19 protein-coding genes are annotated in these 21,014 nt (G+C 58.1%); 4 read left to right on the plus strand and 15 right to left on the minus strand.

From position 1 onward, the window contains the following. Window positions 1-154: 154 nt before the first annotated feature. Window positions 155-1,306: a DUF1615 domain-containing protein gene (locus ACTG27_RS02970; RefSeq protein ID WP_331378125.1), complete on the plus strand. Its 1,152-nt coding sequence runs from the start codon at window positions 155-157 to the stop codon at window positions 1,304-1,306. A gap of 67 nt (window positions 1,307-1,373) precedes the next feature. Here ACTG27_RS02970 and ACTG27_RS02975 read toward each other — a convergent pair whose 3' ends face one another. From ACTG27_RS02975 to ACTG27_RS02995, 5 genes are all read right to left on the minus strand, one after another. Further along, the gene (locus tag ACTG27_RS02975) at window positions 1,374-2,246 is read right to left on the minus strand and encodes an NERD domain-containing protein (protein ID WP_439979064.1); all 873 of its coding nucleotides are present in this window, start codon (window positions 2,244-2,246) and stop codon (window positions 1,374-1,376) included. 23 nt (window positions 2,247-2,269) lie between these two features. Further along, the gene (locus ACTG27_RS02980) at window positions 2,270-2,977 is read right to left on the minus strand and encodes a phospholipase D family protein (protein ID WP_439979065.1); all 708 of its coding nucleotides are present in this window, start codon (window positions 2,975-2,977) and stop codon (window positions 2,270-2,272) included. Window positions 2,978-3,289: 312 nt separating this feature from the next. Continuing rightward, complete coding sequence (locus tag ACTG27_RS02985; protein ID WP_042056543.1) at window positions 3,290-3,673, minus strand: hypothetical protein; 384 nt, start codon at window positions 3,671-3,673, stop codon at window positions 3,290-3,292. An 87-nt stretch (window positions 3,674-3,760) separates the two neighbouring features. Beyond that, window positions 3,761-4,300 (minus strand): hypothetical protein, encoded by a 540-nt coding sequence (locus tag ACTG27_RS02990; RefSeq protein WP_439979066.1) that lies wholly within the window; start codon window positions 4,298-4,300, stop codon window positions 3,761-3,763. A 623-nt stretch (window positions 4,301-4,923) separates the two neighbouring features. Beyond that, window positions 4,924-5,889, minus strand: a complete 966-nt coding sequence (locus ACTG27_RS02995; protein WP_201912212.1) for an autotransporter domain-containing protein — start codon at window positions 5,887-5,889, stop codon at window positions 4,924-4,926. A gap of 223 nt (window positions 5,890-6,112) precedes the next feature. Between ACTG27_RS02995 and ACTG27_RS03000 the strand changes: the two genes are divergently transcribed. Beyond that, window positions 6,113-6,988: a flagellar protein MotY gene (locus ACTG27_RS03000; RefSeq protein WP_005337611.1), complete on the plus strand. Its 876-nt coding sequence runs from the start codon at window positions 6,113-6,115 to the stop codon at window positions 6,986-6,988. 86 nt (window positions 6,989-7,074) lie between these two features. Here the strand turns inward: ACTG27_RS03000 and gloA are convergent, their stop codons facing one another. From gloA to ACTG27_RS03045, 9 genes are all read right to left on the minus strand, one after another. After that, the gene (gene gloA, locus ACTG27_RS03005) at window positions 7,075-7,488 is read right to left on the minus strand and encodes a lactoylglutathione lyase (RefSeq protein ID WP_005347113.1); all 414 of its coding nucleotides are present in this window, start codon (window positions 7,486-7,488) and stop codon (window positions 7,075-7,077) included. Window positions 7,489-7,544: 56 nt separating this feature from the next. Continuing rightward, window positions 7,545-8,186, minus strand: a complete 642-nt coding sequence (gene nth, locus ACTG27_RS03010; RefSeq protein ID WP_439979067.1) for an endonuclease III — start codon at window positions 8,184-8,186, stop codon at window positions 7,545-7,547. 13 nt (window positions 8,187-8,199) lie between these two features. After that, window positions 8,200-8,961 carry an electron transport complex subunit E gene (locus ACTG27_RS03015; protein WP_005350792.1) on the minus strand — a complete coding sequence of 254 codons (762 nt, stop codon included), beginning with the start codon at window positions 8,959-8,961 and terminating at the stop codon, window positions 8,200-8,202. 15 nt (window positions 8,962-8,976) lie between these two features. Continuing rightward, window positions 8,977-9,609: an electron transport complex subunit RsxG gene (gene rsxG / locus ACTG27_RS03020; protein WP_005359614.1), complete on the minus strand. Its 633-nt coding sequence runs from the start codon at window positions 9,607-9,609 to the stop codon at window positions 8,977-8,979. Between the two features lie 43 nt (window positions 9,610-9,652). Then, window positions 9,653-10,705 (minus strand): electron transport complex subunit RsxD, encoded by a 1,053-nt coding sequence (rsxD, locus tag ACTG27_RS03025; RefSeq protein WP_307895127.1) that lies wholly within the window; start codon window positions 10,703-10,705, stop codon window positions 9,653-9,655. An 11-nt stretch (window positions 10,706-10,716) separates the two neighbouring features. After that, window positions 10,717-13,599 (minus strand): electron transport complex subunit RsxC, encoded by a 2,883-nt coding sequence (gene rsxC, locus ACTG27_RS03030; protein WP_439979068.1) that lies wholly within the window; start codon window positions 13,597-13,599, stop codon window positions 10,717-10,719. Between the two features lie 14 nt (window positions 13,600-13,613). After that, complete coding sequence (gene rsxB / locus ACTG27_RS03035) at window positions 13,614-14,192, minus strand: electron transport complex subunit RsxB (protein WP_005350799.1); 579 nt, start codon at window positions 14,190-14,192, stop codon at window positions 13,614-13,616. 2 nt (window positions 14,193-14,194) lie between these two features. Next, complete coding sequence (gene rsxA / locus ACTG27_RS03040; RefSeq protein WP_005337600.1) at window positions 14,195-14,776, minus strand: electron transport complex subunit RsxA; 582 nt, start codon at window positions 14,774-14,776, stop codon at window positions 14,195-14,197. A gap of 181 nt (window positions 14,777-14,957) precedes the next feature. Continuing rightward, window positions 14,958-18,101 (minus strand): DUF3427 domain-containing protein, encoded by a 3,144-nt coding sequence (locus ACTG27_RS03045; RefSeq protein WP_439979069.1) that lies wholly within the window; start codon window positions 18,099-18,101, stop codon window positions 14,958-14,960. A gap of 154 nt (window positions 18,102-18,255) precedes the next feature. On the opposite strand from ACTG27_RS03045, the gene ACTG27_RS03050 reads away from it, so the two are divergent. Together ACTG27_RS03050 and ACTG27_RS03055 are read left to right on the plus strand one after the other, a co-directional pair. Beyond that, window positions 18,256-18,723, plus strand: a complete 468-nt coding sequence (locus ACTG27_RS03050; protein WP_075115198.1) for a hypothetical protein — start codon at window positions 18,256-18,258, stop codon at window positions 18,721-18,723. 163 nt (window positions 18,724-18,886) lie between these two features. After that, a complete protein-coding gene (locus ACTG27_RS03055) occupies window positions 18,887-19,255 on the plus strand; it encodes a VOC family protein (RefSeq protein WP_043825666.1) in 369 nt (122 codons plus the stop codon). A gap of 122 nt (window positions 19,256-19,377) precedes the next feature. Here the strand turns inward: ACTG27_RS03055 and ACTG27_RS03060 are convergent, their stop codons facing one another. Next, a complete protein-coding gene (locus tag ACTG27_RS03060) occupies window positions 19,378-20,958 on the minus strand; it encodes an alpha/beta hydrolase (protein ID WP_439979070.1) in 1,581 nt (526 codons plus the stop codon). Between the last annotated feature and the right edge of the window lie 56 nt (window positions 20,959-21,014).

Here is a 21,014-nt window from a genome sequence, read left to right on the forward strand (position 1 = left end):
ATGGCGCGTGGGGTGGTAAAAGCAGGCAAGGGTAGGGGATGCTGCGAGCACAAGTTTCAACTGCAGCAGGCAATCCTCTACAATGGCCCCACTTTGCTTGTCAGTGCAGTGCCAGCGGCGCTGCCTGTAGGGCCTACAAAAAATGGACATGCTTATGACCGCTTTGCCTTCCTGTCGTCTTCTTGCCTTCTGCTCTGCCTTGTTGCTGGCCGGTTGTGCCAGTGATCCCGCCTCCGCGCCTGCCAAAGAGGCGAGCGTGAGCAACCCCAAAACGCCGCCTGCCATGCAGCCGCGCAAACCGGCGGATATGAAGAGCCGTATCGTGCGCTTCTTGCCCCGTCAGGTGCCTGACAAACAGGGGTGGGCCAACGACGTGGTGACGGCGCTCACCACCCAGGGGGTGACGGTCAATGATCACAACGTCTGTAGCGTGCTGGCGGTGGCGGAGCAGGAAGCCACTTATCAGGCCGACCCCGTGGTGCCGGGCCTTGGCAAGATCGCCTGGAAAGAGATCAACTCACGGGCAGCCAAGCTGCTGATCCCCGAATTTATGGTGCGGGCCGCGCTCTCCATCAACTCGCCCACCGGCAAGAGCTATGCCGAGCGCATCGACAAGTTGCGTACCGAACGGGAGATGAGTGAAATCTTCGAAGATATGATCAGCATGCTGCCGATGGGCAAGACGCTGTTTGGCAACCTCAACCCGGTGCATACCGGTGGCCCGATGCAGGTGAGCATCGCCTTTGCCGAGGCCAACGCCCGTGGCTACCCCTATCCAATCAAGGATTCCATCCGCCACGAAGTCTTTACCCGTCGCGGCGGCATCTGGTTTGGCACCAGACATATCTTCGGTTATCCCGCCGACTACCCAGATACCCTCTACCGCTTTGCCGATTTCAACGCCGGCTGGTACGCCAGTCGCAATGCCGCCTTTCAGGCCGCCGTCAGCCGTTTGAGTGGCAAAACTCTGGCGCTGGACGGGGATCTGATCCGCTATGACTCGGATCTGCCGGGCAATACCGAGCTTGCCGTCTACACCCTCGCCAACCGGGTCAATATGAGCAAGCAGGCGATCCACCAGAGCCTTCGCAAAGGGGATACCGCCGAATTTGCCGAGACCGATCTCTACCATCGCATCTTTACCCTGGCCGACAAGCAAGCGGGCAAGCGACTGCCCCGCGCCATCCTGCCCGGCATTCAGCTAAAGAGCCCGAAAATTACCCGCAACCTCACCACCGCCTGGTTTGCCAAGCGGGTGGATGACAGAGAGCAGCGCTGCGTGCGGCAGATGGCGACCATTCGCTAAGAAACACATCAAGGGCGGCCAATTGGCCGCCCTTGATGTCAGAGTGAGTTTCCCCTTGTGTGGCAGTTCATGCCTTGCTGTTCCCCGTCAGATTTACAATGAATCTGCATTTGGGGTATTCACTACATCCCCAAAACTGATTGCCTCGGTTATCCCCCCGTTTGGCGGTACGCAATACCATCGGGTTGCCGCATCTGGGGCATAGTGGATTTGCTTGGGTGAGCGATTCGGTGATGGTTGGCGCGGCGTTCACCACCTGATTGACGACAGGCATTGCAGCTACGGATAAAGGTGGGTGGGGAACCTCGCTGTGACGTGCTTTCAACTGCGCCACATGCTGTTTATGGGTCTGCCAATTGGCGGCCAGTCGTCCCCGCTGGATGGTGTCGATCACTCTGGTGACTTCGGCAGGGGTCAACACCTGCGTGGTTTTACTCTTGATATAGCGAATAAGCCCACGGTTCATCACGTTATCCGGCATGGGGGTTTTAAAGGTGCAGTCGCCAATAAAGTAGATAATCGAATGGAGCTGATGATCAGCAAGACCCAACAAGGATTTGAGCGTCATCAGGTGCAGATAGTTTTGGCGCAGGGGATTTTGAAAGGTATGTCTGCGGCGATAGAGCTGCTGGGTCCAGCTCTTGTTGGCTGGATTGCCAAATATCCACCCCTTGATGTTCTTGGTCTCGATCACAAACAGCCCGAAGCGCGAGACGATCACATGATCGATTTGGGTAGTGCCCTGCGGGGTCGGCAGGGTCACGTTCTTGAGCAGGTGGTACTCCCGCTTGTCGAGAAAAAGCTGGATGCCCAAGTTGATAAATGTCTCCCCAACAATCCCCTTGAACCTGGGCGTTTTGATCAGGGTGGCAATCAACAACAGGGGCAGCAGATACCAGAACTGGCCCAGCAGAACCGCAATAACGGGAGTGAAGTCCATTTCACATTTATCCAGTCTGTGAATTAGAGGGGATTCATGGCCTCTGGCCAGAGGAAATAGGGGCCAAATTTGGGGCTCATTCTAAACTCCCCTCCTTCCTCTTTGCCTTTCGCTGTGAGGTAATGCTTGCTGTCACGCAGCTCAAGCAAGCCGTGAGTCACCATTTTTTCCAGCAACTCATTGGTTTTGAGCCCCCATTTTTGCGCCAGTTTGGATGAGGTCAGTTTTTCAGTGGCTGACTCATTTTCGTTAGCAGAAGGCTGTTGGGTTTCGGCTTCACTGACAACCCGTTCAAGTGATATGCGGACTTCATCACTGACCCGAATAATTCGTTGTGCCTCATCATAGGCATCACGGTAAAGGTCATGATCTTCCGAGCGCTGGATCAATACCCCCATCTCGTTGTTATTGACCTGACTGAACTCGTAGAGATTGAGGCTGGTGACAATGCACATCTCTTCATTGAGATAGCACTTGGCATGGAGGTTTTTGCAAAAGCTGGTGCGGATATAGGTGAGCTCTTTGAGCCAGCTGATCTCTTCCGGTTGCAGCTCGCTTTTGCCATAGACGATCCGCACATCGATCTTGAGGCGGTTCTTGTCGGTGAGCAGCTCCTTGATCCTGTCGTTGAGCTTGAGGAAGGGGCTGATCAGGATCAGACGTTCTTTGGCATCTTTGATAAGTTCTTCAAGAAAATAGTTGGTTGCGCTGGTATTCAAAAACTTGGCCATGGCAAAAATCTCTATCCCTGTGGTGTAACTGGCGGCGCAAATACTTGGCTGGCGTTCGGCAGGTCATTTCCATTCCGGGCGCCGTGATCACCCAGCCAGTGCGGCTGGCAATCGACATCATGGTTTCATGCGGATAATTGGGCGCCGAACTGAACCATCCTAACAATTTCATCAACAGGAATATGTGACAGATTGCACTAACTCTGTGACAAGGCTGGATTTTTCGGGGCGGGCTGTGGTTGATGGTAAATCGCAGGTGCAAAAAAGCCCCTTGGCGGGGCTTGGTGTCTGGCAAGGCCGGTGTCGGGATTATCAATCGAACAGGATGCGGCCGCTGGTGCCGGCATCGCTGTCTTTCCAGCTGGCACCGCTTTTGCGCAGGGTGTAAGTGATGGTCTCCTGCTTGAATTTCAGGTAGTCGCTGCCGCTGTGGCTTGGTTTGACCTGATTGCCATCGATATAGGTCTCCCCTGTGGTATCGACGTGAATTTCGGCCACGGTGCGGCCATCGTCAGTGACCGCTTTATAGTTGCCAGCCCACGGGCTCTCGTCGCCATACTGCACGGCCCCTTCCTGAGCGTGCGCTTGGGCATGGGTCTTGTGGCCGTGATGGGTTTTGGCCACGGCACAGCCGGAGATACCGACCGCCAGCAGGCAACCGAGGGCGACATTGAGAAGAGTCTGTTTGGATTTCATCTTCATTTACCTGTATCAAATAATTGCAATGGATAAGGGGTGGAGCCCCCACAGTAGGTGTGAGCCCCGCTGAGCTGTGGCTCGAAATCAGTCCTGATTGATGCCTGAAATATGGCCGCGGGCGTCGGTGAGGCATTGCCAGAGCCGGTCATGGGGCCCTTTGATATCAATCATCATCCCCGCCTGGGAGTCGGCCACATAGTCGAGGGTCAGTTTGCTGCGGCTGACGCCCGCTTTTCTGGCGACGGCGTTCATGCAGGCGTTCTCGGCAACCTTGGTTTGCGCAGTGCTACCGTTGTAGGCACTGCTGCTGGCGCTCTCATCATCGCCGTCGTCATCGTTCTCATCGTCATTGAGCTGGCAGGCGCCGCTGTTGCCATTTTTGACAAAATAGGTGATGCCCCAGTCGCCATTTTTCACCATGGAGAGGGTGGTGCGCCCCTTGCTCGCCTCGTAGAAATTTGAATTCACTTTTTTAAGTGGAATTTGCTGGTTATTGATATAAGCCGTGCCATCTTCGATGCGAAGATTAATATGTCCAGGACAGCTGGCGGATAAATCAGGCACCCCTGCATATGCAGTTCCGGTCATGACCAATACAGAGAGAGCAAGCAGCGTTTTTTTCATCAGATAACCTCAAATCAACAAGGATTAGCAAGTGTGATGTCGTCAAAATAACGGTTGCTATGCCTGAACGTTATTTCTGTGCTCATTGCACACCTGTTATCGGTAGCCCGCAGTCAGTCGTTTCAGTGCGCCTCGCCCTGCCGGGATGACGCCAAATTTAGCAGTCGGGTGATGTAAGTAAAATAAAACAGGATTAATTGGATTCATAAAATATGAAAAACTATAAATCATTTAAAACAATAGGTTAGGTGCAGTTCAAGTCACTGTGCAAAAGATGGGGGACCATCCGGGATGGTTCCTTATGGGTGTCGATAAAGTTGGCCATAGGGCTGCAATGCCGGGAGTAGAGTATTTCCTATGTTGCATGATGGCACAGGCTGGCGATATCAAGGGCCAATCAGCCATTGCGCGCCGTAAATACACAGACAAAAAACTCCAATATTCGGTGTGTGAGGGGGGAATTAGCCTACCAGCAGGTGGATATTTTTACCTGATATGACGGGGTGGTGAGGCATATGAAAGGGTCAGGATAAATAAACCCTCCGTCAATAGGGCGTGATTATCTGGTGTGTTACTGTGCTTTCACTGAGGATTGCCCACTTTTGTCAGGCAAAAATAACGACTTAGAAACTCATGGCCAACCCGATGGAATAACCGCTGGTGTTGTGGCTGAACATATAGCGGGCAACCAGCCGGGTACGGGTGACTATGATGTCGTATTTGCTGCTGTCCAGCTCCAGACCGGCGCCGATGGAGTTGAGGGAGTCAAAGCCAAGCAACCCCCGCTGCTCCCCCAGATATGCGGTATGGGCCCCCTCCAGTACATAACGCACCGGTCTGTCGAGCAGGGTCCAGTGGAACAGCGGGGCCCGGCGGCGCAGATAGAGACCGAGGTTCTCCGCCTCGGCGTGACCACGGACGCTGGTCGAGGTACCGCCAAAGCTTTGCAGGTGTTGGTAGGAGTAGCGCACTTCGACATCGATATCCTGCGCCTTTGAAAAGAGCTCGTAGTCGAGCATCAGCGAGCATCCCAGTCCGTACATATTGAGCTGCCCACCATCGAGAAAATCCAGCGAGTAGCCCTTGGTGCGCTCCAGCAGCCAGTTGCCGATCCGCAGATCGCTGGCCATGGTACCGAGCGAGACGTTGGCGATGGGGCGCAGCACCCAGTGGCCACCGCGCGGGTCTTCATGGAGGGCGATATCCCAGCCGATCCCGCCAGAGGCGGTCAGGCTGTTCCACTTGGTCGGGAGGGTGCGGCTCTCTGTGCCGTTGCTCACCACAAACTGGGGATCGTAGCGGCTAAAGCCGATCGCCCCTTCCAGATAGATGGGCACGGCTTCGCTCATGGTGGCGCCGCCACCGATCTGGGTCATGTTGAGGGCGGCAGATTGATTGGTGCCGCTGCCGATATCGAGGTTGCTGGCGGTGATGTCGGGCACCACGGTGAAGGTCATCAGCGAGAGCACCGCATTGGCGCGCTCTTGTGCCCACTCCTGATCCTGTGTTGCGGCCTTGACGGCGCTGCCGGATAGCGCCAGCAGCATTGGCAACAACATCTGCAATAAAGAGGAGCAAGAGCGGTGCATGAGTGTGGTTCCCGATAAGCGGCGTCTGATTGCCCTGGCTTTACTGTAGCGAGCTTCCTGCCGGTTGGCACGGAGCTAAGAGGGGGGAATAAGCGCCGCTTTCGGTCGGTTGCCGCTGAGGGGCAAGCCTTTGCCACACCAACGGCACGCCTTTGCAGTTTGTCGCTAAAGCTTGGCCTCTTGCCGCCGATATCTCTTGTGAGATCGTGTGGAGGACAAGCAATTGAACGCTTGGGTGTTGGGGTTGGTCAGCATATCCGTGAGTATGCAGTTACAGGCTGGGGTCACCGAATTTGGTGCCGGTCTGGATCAATCCGTCTGGCGTTTGACCTCCGATACCCAGATTGAGTGTCGCCTCGAGCACCCTATTCCCAACTGGGGAACGGGGGCCTTTGTCAGCCGCGCCGGACGCAAGATAAACCTCGACTTCGAGCTCAAGGGCAAGCGGCCACAGGCCCAGACCCAGACGGTGAGCCTTGGCATCATGCCGCCGGTATGGCGCCCGGGGATTGCCGGGCGAGAAGTGAGCCAGCTGCGCTTCTATCAGCAGTTTGATGGGCTGGTGGAGGGGCAAACCGCCTGGACCATGCTCGACGAGCTGGAGGGGGGGCGGATGCCGACCTTCCAGTATCGGGACTGGTATCGCCAGAACCGCGCGGTGCGAGTGTCCCTCTCGTCAGTCAACTTTCGGGTGAAATATCAGGCCTTTATCGACTGTCTGAGCGGGCTCTTGCCCTACAGCTTCAACGATATCGCCTTTAGCGTGCTTACCTACGACAAGAACAGCGATCAGCTCTCCATCCCCTCCAAGCGGCGGCTGGCGATGATCAGCGAGTTTATCAAGGCGGACAAGAGCATCGACGTGGTGGTGATCGATGCCTACAGCGACAGCTATGGCGGCCGCTGGCCGAACCTGAAACTCTCCGAGAAGCGGGCCGATGCCATCAAGAAGGTGTTTGTCGATCTGGGGATCGATCCTGGCAAGATCTCGGTGGAGGGGCATGGCGAGAAGCAGCATGTTGCCTCCAACGAAACCGAACAGGGTCGTGCCAAGAACCGGCGGGTGGTGATCAGCATGGGGCGCAATGGCGAGATCTAGCTTTGCGGCCCGGTCAGAGAAGCATAAAAAAGAGCGCGTCTGCGCTCTTTTTTGATCCTGCCATTCGGCAGTGGGATTAGGGCAGCTTAGAAGCTGTCACCTAGGCCAGTACCGGCATCTTTCTTGGCGATCAGTTCAATCTTGTAACCGTCCGGATCTTCGACGAAGGCGATGACGGTGGTACCGCCCTTGACCGGGCCCGGTTCGCGGGTGATCTTGGCACCGGCGGCACGCAAGGCATCGCAAGTGGCATAGATGTCGTCCGCTTCCAGCGCGATGTGGCCGTAGGCTGAGCCCAGTTCGTACTCGCTCACCCCCCAGTTGTAGGTCAGCTCGATCACCGCTTCATCTTTCTCGTCACCGTAGCCGACGAAGGCCAATGTGTACTTGTACTCGCTGTTCTCGCTCTTGCGCAGCAGCTTCATGCCAAGGACGCGGGTGTAGAAGTCGATGGAGCGTTGCAGATCGCCGACACGCAGCATGGTATGCAGAATTCTCATTGCTCAGTTCTCCGGGTTGGTGATGTGTACTGCTTTCAATCTCGGTTGCGAGGCTATCAGTTCTCGGGATAGACCTTCTCTTTGTATTCGCACAAGTCCTCGATGATACAGGAACCACAACGGGGCTTGCGAGCCAGACAGGTGTAACGCCCGTGCAGGATCAGCCAGTGGTGAACATCCAGCTTGAACTCGGCGGGCACTACCTTGAGCAGCTTCTCCTCCACCTGATCCACGTTCTTGCCTACCGCAAAGCCGGTGCGGTTCGATACCCGGAAGATATGGGTATCGACGGCGATGGTGGGCCAGCCAAAGGCGGTGTTGAGTACCACGTTGGCGGTCTTGCGGCCGACTCCCGGCAGGGCTTCCAGCGCTTCGCGATTCTCCGGCACCTCGCCGCCGTGGCGCTCCAGCAGGATGGCGCAGGTCTTGATGACGTTCTCGGCCTTGGTGTTGAAGAGGCCAATCGTCTTGATGTACTCCTTGAGCCCGTCCACCCCGAGATCCAGCATAGCTTGCGGGGTGTTGGCCACCGGATAGAGCTTGTCGGTCGCCTTGTTGACGCTGACATCGGTCGCCTGCGCCGAGAGCAGCACGGCGATCAGGAGTTCAAACGGCGAGTTGAAGTTGAGCTCTGTGGTGGGGTTGGGGTTGTTTGCCCGCAGCCGCTCGAGGATCTCTCTGCGTTTCTGGTTGTTCATGCCTTGCGTCCGATCATAGCTCGGTCGCCCGGACGCGAGCCGGGGCAACGTTGCAGTGGGCCACTGTGGCTGCCTGTTTGCGATCACGCCAGTCGTTGATGGCGTTCTTGGCGGCGATCAGCAGTCCCAGCCCGATAAAGCCGCCCGGCGGCAAAATCGCCAGCAGCAGGCTGGCATCGGCGTGGAACAGCTCGATGCGCAGGGATTTGGCCCACTCGCCCAGCAGCAGCTCGGCGCCATCAAACAGGGTGCCCATGCCGATGATCTCGCGCATGCCGCCCAGTACCAGCAGCACCAGGGTAAAGCCAAGGCCCATCATCAGGCCGTCGAGGGCCGCCAGCAGCGGCGGGTTCTTGGAGGCATAGGCCTCGGCGCGGCCGATGATGACGCAGTTGGTGACGATGAGGGCGATAAAGATGCCGAGCGCCTGATAGAGGCCATAGGTGTAGGCGTTCATCAGCAGCTGCACGCTGGTCACCAGCGAGGCGATGATCATCACATAGACCGGAATGCGAATATCCTTCGGCACCCAGTTGCGCACAAGCGAGACCGCGAGGTTGGAGCAGACCAGCACTGCCATGGTGGCAAGGCCGAGCCCCAGCGCATTGGTAAAGGTGGAGGAGACGGCAAGGGTCGGGCAAAGCCCCAGCACCTGCACCAGCGAGGGGTTGTTCTTCCACAGCCCCTGACTCATCAGCTCCTTGAGCTCGCCCTTGCGGCTTTCCAGCTCGGCAATCGGGGTTGCGCCCGTTTCAATCTGTTCCATCTGGTTCATGATGGCTCGACTCCGTTAGTTCGCCGCCGGACAAGCCGGGGCGTTGCTGAGCAGTTCGGGTTGCTCCTGCTGCAGTTTAAGCAGGTTCTTCACCGCCTTGACCACGGCTCGCGGGGTGATGGTGGCGCCGGTAAAGGCATCGAACTCGCCGCCATCTTTCTTCACCGCCCACTGGGGCTCGTTGTCATGGGTCAGGAATTTTCCGGCAAAGCTGTTGATCCAGTCCGATTTCTTCAGCTCGATCTTGTCACCAAGGCCAGGGGTCTCGTTGTGAGCGAGCACACGCACGGCGGTGATGGTGCCCTTGGCATCAAAGCCCGCCACGATGCGGATCGCCCCGCTGTAGCCATCCGGTGCGATCGCCTCCAGCGCATAGCCGGTTACCACGCCATTCTTGCTGGCGGTATAGAGGGCCTGCGGCTGATCGCTGCCGAGATACTTCCTGCTGGTCACCTGCTTGCAGCTGGCCACCAGATCGTTGTCATAGCTCCCCTCTGGCAGCAATACCGAGAGGGTCTGCTGCTTCTCCAGCTGCTGCTGGTGGGCGATTTTATCCTTGGTCAACTCGTTGGTCAGTACCACCAGCGCGGTACAGCCGAGCGCGAACATCGCCAGAATAAGGCCGTTCTTGCGCATGCTCTTTAACATGTACGGGCTCCGTCAGCTGTGATGGGGGAAAAGGGCAGAAACATCATTGGCGACGGGCTCCATACACTTTCGGGCGAGTCAGGCTGTCAATAAAGGGTACGCAAAGGTTGGCCAGCAGCACGGCGAAGGCGAATGCATCCGGATAGCCGCCAAAGCGGCGGATGATGTAGACCAGCACCCCGATCAGCACGCCATAGACCAGTCGGCCGCGCGGCGTGGTGCAGGCACTGACCGGATCGGTGGCGATAAAGAAGGCCCCCAGCATGGTCGCGCCGCTAAAGAGATGGAACATGGGCGTGGCAGTCGCATCCGGGCTTACCAGATAGCCGATGGTGGAGGCCGCCAGCAGGGCACCGAGAATCGCGGTGGGAATGCGCCAGTTGATCACTTTCTGTTGCAGCAGGAACAGGCCGCCCAGCAGATAGCCGAGGTTGACCCAGCTCCAGCCGATTCCGCCCCAACCCTCAAACAGCGGGCCGCTCAGGATCTCGCCGGTGGTGAGACCCTGAGTCAGGCCGGTTTTCAGGGTATCGAGGGGGGTCGCCATGGTGAGACCATCCACCCCCTGCTTGAGCTGGGCCATGCTGTAGCCGTCGAGGCTAAAGCCGGTAAAGATCACCGACGCCGCATCACCAAAGCCGAGGCTGTAGGCGCGCACGCTCTCCGGCGGCAGCCAGCTGGTCATCTGCACCGGGAAGGAGACCAGCAGCAGCACATAGGCGACCATGGCCGGGTTGAACAGGTTCTGACCCAGTCCGCCGTAAAGGTGTTTGGCGACAATGATGGCAAAGGCAGTGCCCACCACCAGCATCCACCACGGCAGCAGCGGCGGCAGGGAGAGACCGATCAGCACGGCGGTGACCGCCGCACTGCCATCCATCAGGGCAGGCTTGATGGCGCGGCCCCGCAGCTTGAGCACCAGCGCCTCGCACAGCAGCGCAGTGACCAGCGCCAGCAGGATCTGGATAAAGGAGCCCCAGCCGAAGAACCAGGTCTGGGCCAGCAAGCCCGGCATGCAGGCCAGGATCACCAGCAGCATCAGGGTTCGGGTCTGTTTGCGGTTATGGGCAAACGGCGCAGTCGCAATATTGAACATGAGTCTGTCGATTACCTTGTGGTTGTTCGGTCGGCTGACGGGGCATCTTCCGCGGCAGTCTCTGCTGCTCTGGCCGCCTCGGCCGCCAGCTTCTTCGCCTTGGCGCGGGCCACCGCGGCTGCAATGGCCGCTTTTTTCGGATCAACCGGGGCATCAGCCACAGGGGCGCTCGCTTCAGGCGCGGCAGTGACGGCAAGTGGTTGCTCACTGCTGGCTGCATCGCTTTGCATCGGCTCGGCCGGTGCGCGCTCACCCTCAGTTCCGGCATTTTCTACCTCAGCACTGGTACTTGCGCTCTGCTGGGCCAGTTTTTTGGCCTTGGCCCGGGCGATGGCAGCGGCGATAGCGGCCTTCTTGGGATCGACCGCTGCACTTGCAGCCGTATCGCTGTGGCTGGTGGTTACTTCGCTCTTGGCTAGCGCCACGTCGCGGGTCTCCGCGCTTGCTGATAGCTCACCTTGCGTACCCTCAGCACCGGCACTTGCGCCCTGCTGGGCCAGTTTTTTGGCCTTGGCACGGGCGATGGCAGCGGCGATAGCGGCCTTCTTGGGATCGACCGCTTCGCTTGCTGCCGTATCGCTTTGGCTGGTGGTTACTTCGCTCTTGGCTACCGCCACGTCGCGGGTCTGTGCGCTGGCAGTAGGCTCACTCAGCGCACCTTCAGCACCGGCACTCTCGCCCTGCTGGGCTGCCTTTTTGGCCTTGGCGCGGGCAATGGCAGCGGCGATAGCGGCTTTCTTGGGATCAACCGCTTCGCTGGCCGCAGATGGCGCATCGCTTTGGGTTGCAGCCGTTTCGCTGGTGCCGGCGGTGTCTGTCAGATCGTCCTCAGCGCTGTCACCCTGCTGGGCCAGCTTCTTGGCCTTGGCACGAGCGATGGCTGCAGCGATAGCCGCTTTCTTGGGATCGACGGGCGCATCGCTTTGGGTGTCTGGTTCAGTTGCCGCGCTGTTGGCTGCGCTTACCGGCTCGCCACTGGCTTCGGCCTTTTTGGCTTTGGCACGGGCAATGGCGGCGGCAATCGCTGCCTTTTTCGGATCAACCTCTGCCTTTTGCTGATCAGCATCTACCGCAGGGGCAGCAACGGCTTCGGCAGTCACAGGCTCGGCGCTCTCGCCAGCCTGAGCGGCTTTCTTGGCCTTGGCGCGGGCCAGTGCGGCAGCGATGGCTGCTTTCTTGGGATCGCTGGCGGGGTCAACCGCCTCGGTGGATTGCAGCGCAGCGGCTGTTTCGCTGTTTGCGCTTTCCGCCAGTTTGGCGGCGCGGCGCGCCTCCGCTTCCCGTTTGCGGGCTTCGCGGGCGGCAATCACGGCGCTGTTGTCAGGCAAGCCCTCTGCGGTGGCGGCAATGGCTGTGATGGGCGCATCCTGCTTGGCTTTGATGCGGGCGAGTGCCGCTGCCACAGGATCCTCCCCGCCTGCGGCCGTCATGGTCTGACGGCGCTGGGCGGCGGCTTCGGCATGGCGCGCTTCGCGGGCCGCTTTCTCCCGCTCGAAGCGTGCCTGCTTGGCCTCGAAACGCTGTTTGGCGCGCTCGGCTTTTTCGGCCTCGGCGCGGGCTTCGCGAATGTCGTCCTTGGCGATCTTGTAGTACTGCACCAGCGGGATCTCGCTCGGGCAGACCCAGGCGCAGGCGCCGCACTCGATGCAGTCCATCAGGTTGAGCTTCTCGGCCTTGTCATACTCCTTGGCCCGGCTGTACCAGTAGAGCTCTTGCGGCAGCAGGGTGGCCGGGCAGGCATCGGCACAGGCGCTGCAACGGATGCAGGGCTGCTCCGGGCCGGGGGCGGGCAGTTCGGCCTGCGTCGGCGCCAGCAGGCAGTTGGTGGCCTTGACCACAGGCACCATGGCGTGGGGCAGGGTAAAGCCCATCATGGGGCCTCCCATGATCACCCGCTGCTCCGCTTCCGGTTGCAGCTCGAAACGCTGCAACAGCCAGCGCACCGGCGTACCTAGGCGCACCCAGGCGTTGCCGGGTTTCTTGAAGCTGTCGCCGGTGAGGGTGACGATCCGCTCGATCAGCGGCTCGCCGTCGATAATGGCGCGCTTGATGGCAAACACGGTGGCGACGTTGAGCACCATGATGCCGATATCGACCGCGCGGCCCCCCTTGGGTACCTGACGGCCGGTGAGCAGCTCGATGGTCTGCTTGGCACCGCCGGAGGGGTACTTGGTCGGCACCGTCTTGACCAGCACATCTTCATCGGTGGCGTGGCGAGTCAGTTGCTCGATCGCTTCGGGCTTGTTGTCTTCCACCCCGATCAGGGTGAGTTTCGGTTTGAGCAGGTGCTTGAGCACCCGGATGCCATCCATGATCTCGTCGGCATACTGCTGCATCAACCGATCGTCGGTGGTGATATAGGGTTCGCACTCCAGCCCGTTGACGATCAGGATCTCGGTGAGCTGGCCGCGGCCATCTAGCTTGCTGTGTGTGGGGAATACGGCGCCGCCAAGGCCCGCTACCCCTGCCTGTTGGATGCGCTCGAGCAGCTCGCCCCGCTCCAGATTCCAGTAATCGGCTTTGCCATTGCGCTCGCCCCACTCATCCTCCCCATCCGGGGTGAGAATGACGCAGAGATCGCCGAGTCCGGAGGGGTGGGCAACCGTGTGGTTGCCAATCTCGGTGATGGTGCCGGAGGTGGAGGCATGGACAGGGACGACCCGCCCCTTGGCATAACGGGTCAGCGGCTGCCCTTTTTTGACCTTGTCGCCCACTTGAACCAGCAGATCACCGGCGGGGCCTGCGTGCTGGCGCAGCGGAATGATGAGGCGTGGCGGCAGACCGGCGTCTACCACCGGGCTCTGGCTTGATTGCAGCTTGTTGTCGGCGGGGTGAATGCCACCGTGAAAGTCCCAGAGCGTGCCGGCTTTGATACGTTCGAGTAAGGAATGCATGGTTGCTCCGCTGTTTATTCCACAATCTTGACCGGAATCTTGCCCGGAACATGCACGTTATTGAGATCCCACTTCCAGTTATCGACCGTGGTGGGCACCGGAATCATCTCGATGCAGTCGGTCGGGCAGGGATCGACACAGAGATCGCAACCGGTGCACTCGTTGGCAATCACGGTATGCATCGCCTTGGTAGCGCCGACGATGGCGTCCACCGGGCAGGCCTGAATGCACTTGGTGCAGCCGATGCACTGATCTTCGTGGATAAAGGCGACCTTCTTGACCGGCACTGCGGCCTCGTCACTGCCCCCCAGTGGCTGGGGCTCGACCCCCATCAGATCGGCAATCTTGCGCATGGTGGCCTCGCCACCGGGTACGCACTTGTTGATCTGATCGCCGTTGGCGAGCGCCTCGGCGTAGGGTTTGCAGCCGGGATAGCCGCACTGGCCACACTGGGTCTGGGGCAGCAGGGCATCGAGCTGATCGACGATGGGGTCTGCTTCCACATGAAACTTGACGGCGGCAAAGCCCAGGATAATCCCGAACGCCAGCGCCAGCAGGGTGAGCACCAGAATGGCAAAGAGAATATGGATCATGGTTATATCTTGATAAGGCCGGTAAAGCCCATAAAGGCCAGCGACATCAGACCGGCGGTGATCATGGCAATCGACACCCCGCGAAACGGCGCGGGTACATCGGCGGCGACCAGACGCTCGCGCATGGCGGCAAACAGGATCAACACCAGCGAGAAGCCGGTCGCGGCGCCAAAGCCGTAGATCACGCTCTGGATAAAGTCGTGTCGCTCATTGATGCTGAGCAGCGCCACCCCGAGCACCGCGCAGTTGGTGGTGATGAGGGGCAGGAAGATCCCCAGCAGGCGATAGAGAGTCGGGCTGCTCTTGCGCACTACCATCTCGGTAAACTGCACCACCACGGCGATCACCAGAATAAAGGCGAGGGTGCGCAGATAGGCGATATCCAGCGGCAGCAGGATATAGTGCTCCACCAGATAGGAGCTGGCACTGGCAAGGGTCATCACGAAGGTGGTCGCCAGCCCCATGCCGATGGCGGTTTCCAGCTTGCCGGAGACCCCCATAAAGGGGCAGAGGCCGAGGAATTTCACCAGCACGAAGTTGTTAACCAGCACGGTGCCGATCAATAAAAGCAGGTACTCAGTCATCAATTACCGTCACTGAAAGTCGGGTTATCGGGGTTTGAAGGCGGGCGGTATTATCTGACGTTAGGGCCAGTTAAACAACCGCAAGGCCGCATGGTTATTATGCAACTGGATAATTTAGCCGGGGTTTTGGGCGAGAATCCGGTGGGTTTTACGTCATCTTCCCACCGGGTGAGAAGCCTTACTAACCAACAGCCAGTTTGGCGGCCTCTTTCCACATAAATGGCGGCATCGGAGTAGTGAGACGCCATTTAATGTTCATCGGTTGGCTGCCAGTGTGGGATACGTACTCCACCTCACCAAAGTTCACAAAGCCAAGGGTGCGGCCAAATTCATCTTTGCTCTGCTCACGAACGAACAGAAACAAGCGCTTACCTTCTGCTCTGTGGTTTATGTAACTCAGCCCCTTACCCCGTTCTGGGCGAGCGCTGTTTTGGCTCTGCCAATGAAACAGCGACTCGTTGATGGCGTAGTCGTGATAACGGGTAGTGGGGGAGAAGTGCTGTTCCGTTTTGTTCAAGGTCACGAACAGCAACTCGATATTTTGCTCTGCGATGACATAGACCCCTTCGCGAGCCGTGGGTTGCTGCGCGAAGGTGGTCGCGCCAAAGCCAACCAGCACCTGCTCTCTGGCATAGCGAGCATGCAGTTGCAGCGGATTACCGGGAAGGTTTGGCATGGCGCTTTGTTCGTGTTGCACCCGGTTGAGCAGCATGGGCAACAGATCTGCCAGCTCGGCCCTTAACTCTGGTTGATTGAGTTGTTTCAGGCTGTGCGCCAAGGAGCTAAAGCCTGCATTGGGGCCGCTCTGTTGCCAGAAGTCGTAATGGCACATCAAGGCCATACGTTCATCGTGTTCGGCCGTTAAGGTAAAGGCGTCTGCCACCAAGGTTTGTAAGAAGTTCAAGTAATGGAGCGCATCGCAGCCCAATAGCCGGGTTTTGATGGCCCGGGTGTAGAGGGTCGACAGCTTCTCATCGCTCATTTCAGAAATGGTATGGTTGCGGGCCTGTTTGACCAAGGTGCTCCAATTGCCGCGCTTGTAGATCTCCTCAAGGCTGATGTGAGGGTAGAACTTCAAAAAGTTCGCCAGCGTCAGCGGTAAATCACAATCCAGTGAGAAACGGCGGATCAGGCCCATGAGGCGCGAGGTATTGAGGGTCGCCTTTTTGATATTGCTCAGAATTAACTCTTGGGTTTGTTTTGAGAGTTCGATGCGGCAGCCCAAGGGGGCGTGAGGGAAGCCCTGTTTGATTTCGTGGCTGATCGCCTTGTTGGTTTTGCCCACCAGTGCCCGGAATTTCTGGGCAAAGTCATACTCCGCACGGGCATTGCCAACAAAGTCCAACACGGTGCAGCACTCTTTATCGCTCGCCAGCCGCAGGCCGCGCCCTAATTGCTGTAAGAAGATGGTGAGACTTTCCGTTGGTCGTAAAAACAGTAAGGTATCGACTTCCGGGATATCAACCCCTTCGTTGAAGATGTCCACCACGCAGAGAATATTGATAACCCCAGTGCGCAAATATTGTTGTTTACTATGCCGCTCGTCTCGGTTATCGCTAGTGAGGATGTCAGCCTTGATGCCCTTCAATAAAAATGTCTTGCACATAAAGTCGGCATGTTCACGGCTCACACAAAATGCCAGCGCTTTGATCTTGGTAATATCGGTGACGATCTCATTGAGGCTCTGGACTATCTTCTGTACCCGCTGCTGATTGTGGGTATAAATATTGGTGAGCTCAGTGATGTCATAACGGCCATTTTTCCAAGCCACTTGGCGCAAGTCAGTATCATCATCGATACCAAAATATTGGAACGGACAGAGATGGCGACGATTGATGGCCTCGGGCAAGCGGATCTCTGCTGCGATGACACCACAAAAGTCGGCAAGAATATCACCGCCATCATGGCGCTCTGGCGTTGCGGTTAATCCCAACAGAATGTGAGGTTCAAAGGCGGCGAGCAGACCGCGATAACTGGCTGCCGCAATATGGTGAACCTCATCAATGACGATGTAATCGAAATAATCTGGGCTAAGACGTAAATTAGCCAGCTGGTTATTCAAGGATTGCACCGAGGCAAATAGTTGACGGTAGTGGGTTGGCACGGCGCCGCCGACTAAGAGTTCGCCAAAATTGGATTGCTTGAGCACACCGCGGTACGAGGCCAATGCTTGGCGCAAGATCTCCTCTTTGTGGGCGACAAACAGGAACTTGGCGTCGGGTTTGGTTTTCAGAAAACGCGCAAAATCAAAAGCGGAGATCAGGGTTTTCCCTGTACCGGTGGCCGCAACCACCAAGTTACGGAAGCGCTGGTGTAAAGCGCGCTCCATCGCCAATTGTTCAAGGATCTCCAGTTGATGGGGAAACGGCGTGATATCAAAGAAATAGGCAGGGCTATTTTTGTCCACATCCCCACGGGCCTCTTGCAGTGCATGCTGCAATTTTGTACGGCTTTCCAGCTTGCCATCAAACAGCTCAAAATCATCGGATTCCCAATAGGTTTCAAAGGTACTCAGGGATTTCTCGATAATATGAGGGATCTCTTGCGAGGTGATTTTTAGGTTCCACTCCAAGCCGCTGGTGAGGGCAGAGTGAGAGAGATTGGAGGAACCTATATAGCCGGTATGAAAGCCGGTATTTCGGCAAAAGAGATAGCTCTTGGCATGCAACCGCTCGCGCTGGGTGTTATAGCTGAGTTTGACTTCGGTATTTGGGAGGTTGGCTAAAAATTCAACTGCCTTGGCATCGGTCGCTCCCATATAAGAGGTAGTAATTACTTTTAATTGGCGGCCGCTGCGAGTGAACTCTTCCAGCTCATGACGGAAAATCCGGATACCTGCCCATTTGATAAATGAGACCAGCCAGCAGATGTTATCTGCAGATAATATCTCCCGTTTAATCTCCGACTCCATCGACAAACCCGCATTGCTGCCACAAAACAGTTCGCTCTGAGTGAGACCTGTCAGAGGGAAAATATCCTCGGCATATTGCTTTAAATTGGCGGAGATGGGGTTATCCAACTGGTAAAGCGCGGTCAGAATTTTCCCCTGACTATCGATGAGGTTCTCGCCAATAAAGTCTGGGTCTTGGGTGCGATCCTTTAGCCAAAGCAATAACTGGTTAGCCAGCTCGATCTGCCGTTGCAGCTGATCCTCTCCAGTGACCGAACCCACCGCATATTCCAAAACCCGGCTCAGAAATCTGGATAACCAAACTGCCGCTTCGGCAGGTTCAAGTTGGCGTTCCCCTACGTAAAAGCGCGCGCGGTCGAGTCGAGATGTCAGCAGTTGAGTAATGAGCTGTTCATAAATACCGCATTGTTGCATCGCACTTTAGCCTTGAACGTTGTACATGAGGGTGGCGAGAAGAGTATCATTTTTTCCAACCAAATCAGTAAGCTGTTGTCGCCTGTTACTCGTTTGAAAATCGCCCCGGTTTTCGGTAATAAAGCCCGGCAGTGACAACCACAGGGAGGTGGTGATGGATCCGGTTTCCTATCTTTTTTCGGCTTATCTCAATCTGGTACAGCAGCAGGTTGCGGATATCTATGGCACCGAGGCCAAGACGCTGGTGGTGCAGTATGAGGGGGAGTCAGTCCCGTTCTCTTTTCAGCTGTGGCAGATCCAGCAGCCGAGCGTTTGTCGTCCCTACGAGCAGGATGTGCGGCGTTTTAGCCAGTGCACGGTCAAGGCGTCCGCCCTGTTTCACAAGCTGTGCGATGACTTGACCCGGCAGGATGACAGCAGTTGGCAACTGCCCAAATTTCGCACCATGTACTGCTCGGCGGCCGTCAGTTATCGGCCCCTTATCGCCGAAATAGGGGATGCCAAACAGAGTCCGGCCAAGCTGGCGGAGCGTGCCTGCAATCAGGCGATTCTGGCGGCAATGGACAGTGATGATGAAGCCCTGCTGGCCCAGCGGGATAAAGCGTGCGCAGCGGTGCAGTAACGCGAATTTATTTGACCAGATCATTTGCGCTCGCTTTGCGCGCCACGGCACACATGGGCTCTCCCTTGCCGGGTAAGATGGGGTTGCCCGCTGTGGCGACGACAGTCGGATGTTTGCGGGCATATGTCGGTCACATCAGCCAGATCACCACCAGGAGGTAACCATGATCAGCCATATCGACCATCTGGTATTGACGGTCAGTGATATCGAACGGGCCGTGGAATTTTACAGTTCGGTGCTCAATATGGAGGCCATCACCTTCGGTGCGGGGCGCCGGGCGGTAGGGTTTGGCAACCAGAAGATCAATCTGCAACTGCTGGGGCAGGAGCCGCGCAATCGGGCGCAGGTGGGGTCGGGAGATGTCTGCCTTATCACCCGCTGGCCGCTGGAGCAGGTGATGGCCCAGCTTGCCTGCCACGGGGTGGAGATTGTCGAGGGGCCTGTGACCAAAAGCGGTGCCTGTGGGCCGATAGAATCCATCTACTTCCTCGATCCGGACCAGAACCTGATAGAAGTCAGCATCTATCCCTGAGCCCACCAAGCCATCACTCCCATCGCCATCATCAATAGAAAGGGGCCGTCAATTGACGGCCCCTTTCTTGTATCGCCATCGACCCAGCGCCAGTGGCTCTTTGCCGATACTCCAGAAACACCCTAGAAAGGCGCGCTGCTCTCGTCGCTCTCCTGTAAAAACTGCTCCAGCTCGGCCTGATAGGCCGCATCAGGTTGACCGCTGCTGGCAGGGGTTACGGCTGCAGACCGAGCCACGGGAGGGGCGGTGAGGGTCTCCATCGCCCGCTGCTGCAGATAGGGGTAGAAGGGGTTGGAGGAGGTGCGGGTGAGGGCGCCGGGGTTGACGATCAGCACTCCGCGCTCGCCACGCAGGGCCAGACCGCCGAGATTGATGCCGTATTGCTCCCGCTGCTCCGGGCGTGCCGCCATGCCATAGAGGGGGTCGTCCATCGGGAAGGGGAGCGCCACATGGGAGAGGGAGTAGATCTCCTTGGGATAGTCGATGCCCAGCGGGCGGAGCTGCTCAGGCTGATCGGCGCTGGCCAGCGTTCTGGCCTGCGTTGCGGGGGAGGCGGGGTCGACATTGCCCACCACGGTGAGGCGATAGTGCTGAGGGGCGTTTGGCAGCAAGCGGTGCAGCGCCAGCTCGGAGGCCGAGCTCATCAGCGGGCCAAAGAGGGTGCTGCGGTTGATATCAAACAGCACCAGTTCGCTGCCGTTGGCCGGCAGGTAGTGGTAGAGATCGGCAATGATGGAGCGGGTGCTGACGGTGTAGTCCATCACCGACTGGAAGGTGAGGGCGGGGGGAAACGCCGCCAGCTCGCCACTGGCGGCCAGCTGGCGCACCTGCTGCTGGATGGCGTGAGTCAGGCGATAGGATTGGCGCGCCCCGTTGACCGGAAACGAGTTGTATTTGAACGGGTTGAACTCCGGCATGGTGTCGAGCCAGGCTGCGTTGGCAAAGGCGGGCAGCAGGGCAGGCACGGCCTTGATCCCGGCGAAGCGGGCAAAGCGGGTCACCCCGATCATCGGGGAGATCAGCACCAGCCGATCCGGTTTTGCCAGCGTGCCGCTCGGGTCGGCCAACGCATCGAGCGCATATTTCACCGCCAGCGCGCCGCCGTTGGAAAAGCCCACCAGATGCAGCGGCCGCTTGCCCGGTGCCAGCAATCTGGCCTCCCGCACCGCAAGTCGGGTAGCGGCCAGCCAGGTCTCCCAATCCACATCCACGAGGCCAGCGGGCACGGTGCCGTGGCCGGGGATCCGCAGCCCCAGCGCGATAAAGCCCTGCTCCTGATAGCGTCTGGCCAGATGGCGCAGGCTATAGGGGGAGTCGGTCAGGCCGTGCAGCAGTACCGCCACCCCTTTGATTTCCCCCTCGGGGCGCAGCAGGTAGGAGCGGTTCCAGTTCTGCTGAAAGCGGGCGGGATTGATGGGCGCGTCCTGATAGTAGCGATTGCTGGCCAGTTGCTGCTCCGGCGGCGTCTTGGCGACCACCTCGGTGGCCACCAGCTCGAACAGCTCTGCTTCGCGGGTCAGATAGGCTTGCCAGTCGCTGTTATCGAGCTCATCGGCGCTGAGCTCTGGGGGCACCACTGTGTGCCACAGTTGCAGCGGCGCTGCTTGCCAGGCGAAGTAGGCAATCACCGCCCACGCGGTCAGCAACAGCAGCAACAGGGTCAGCAGAGCACGGCGAACAAGGCGGCGAGTGTGAGCCAGCATGGTGCAATCCTTGGCGATAGAGGGGGGGGGCCGCCTCTGGGCGGGCGAGTTTGGCG

Origin of the sequence: Aeromonas sp. 97A, from assembly GCF_051919185.1 — a bacterium.
Classification (GTDB): Bacteria; Pseudomonadota; Gammaproteobacteria; order Enterobacterales; family Aeromonadaceae; genus Aeromonas; species Aeromonas veronii.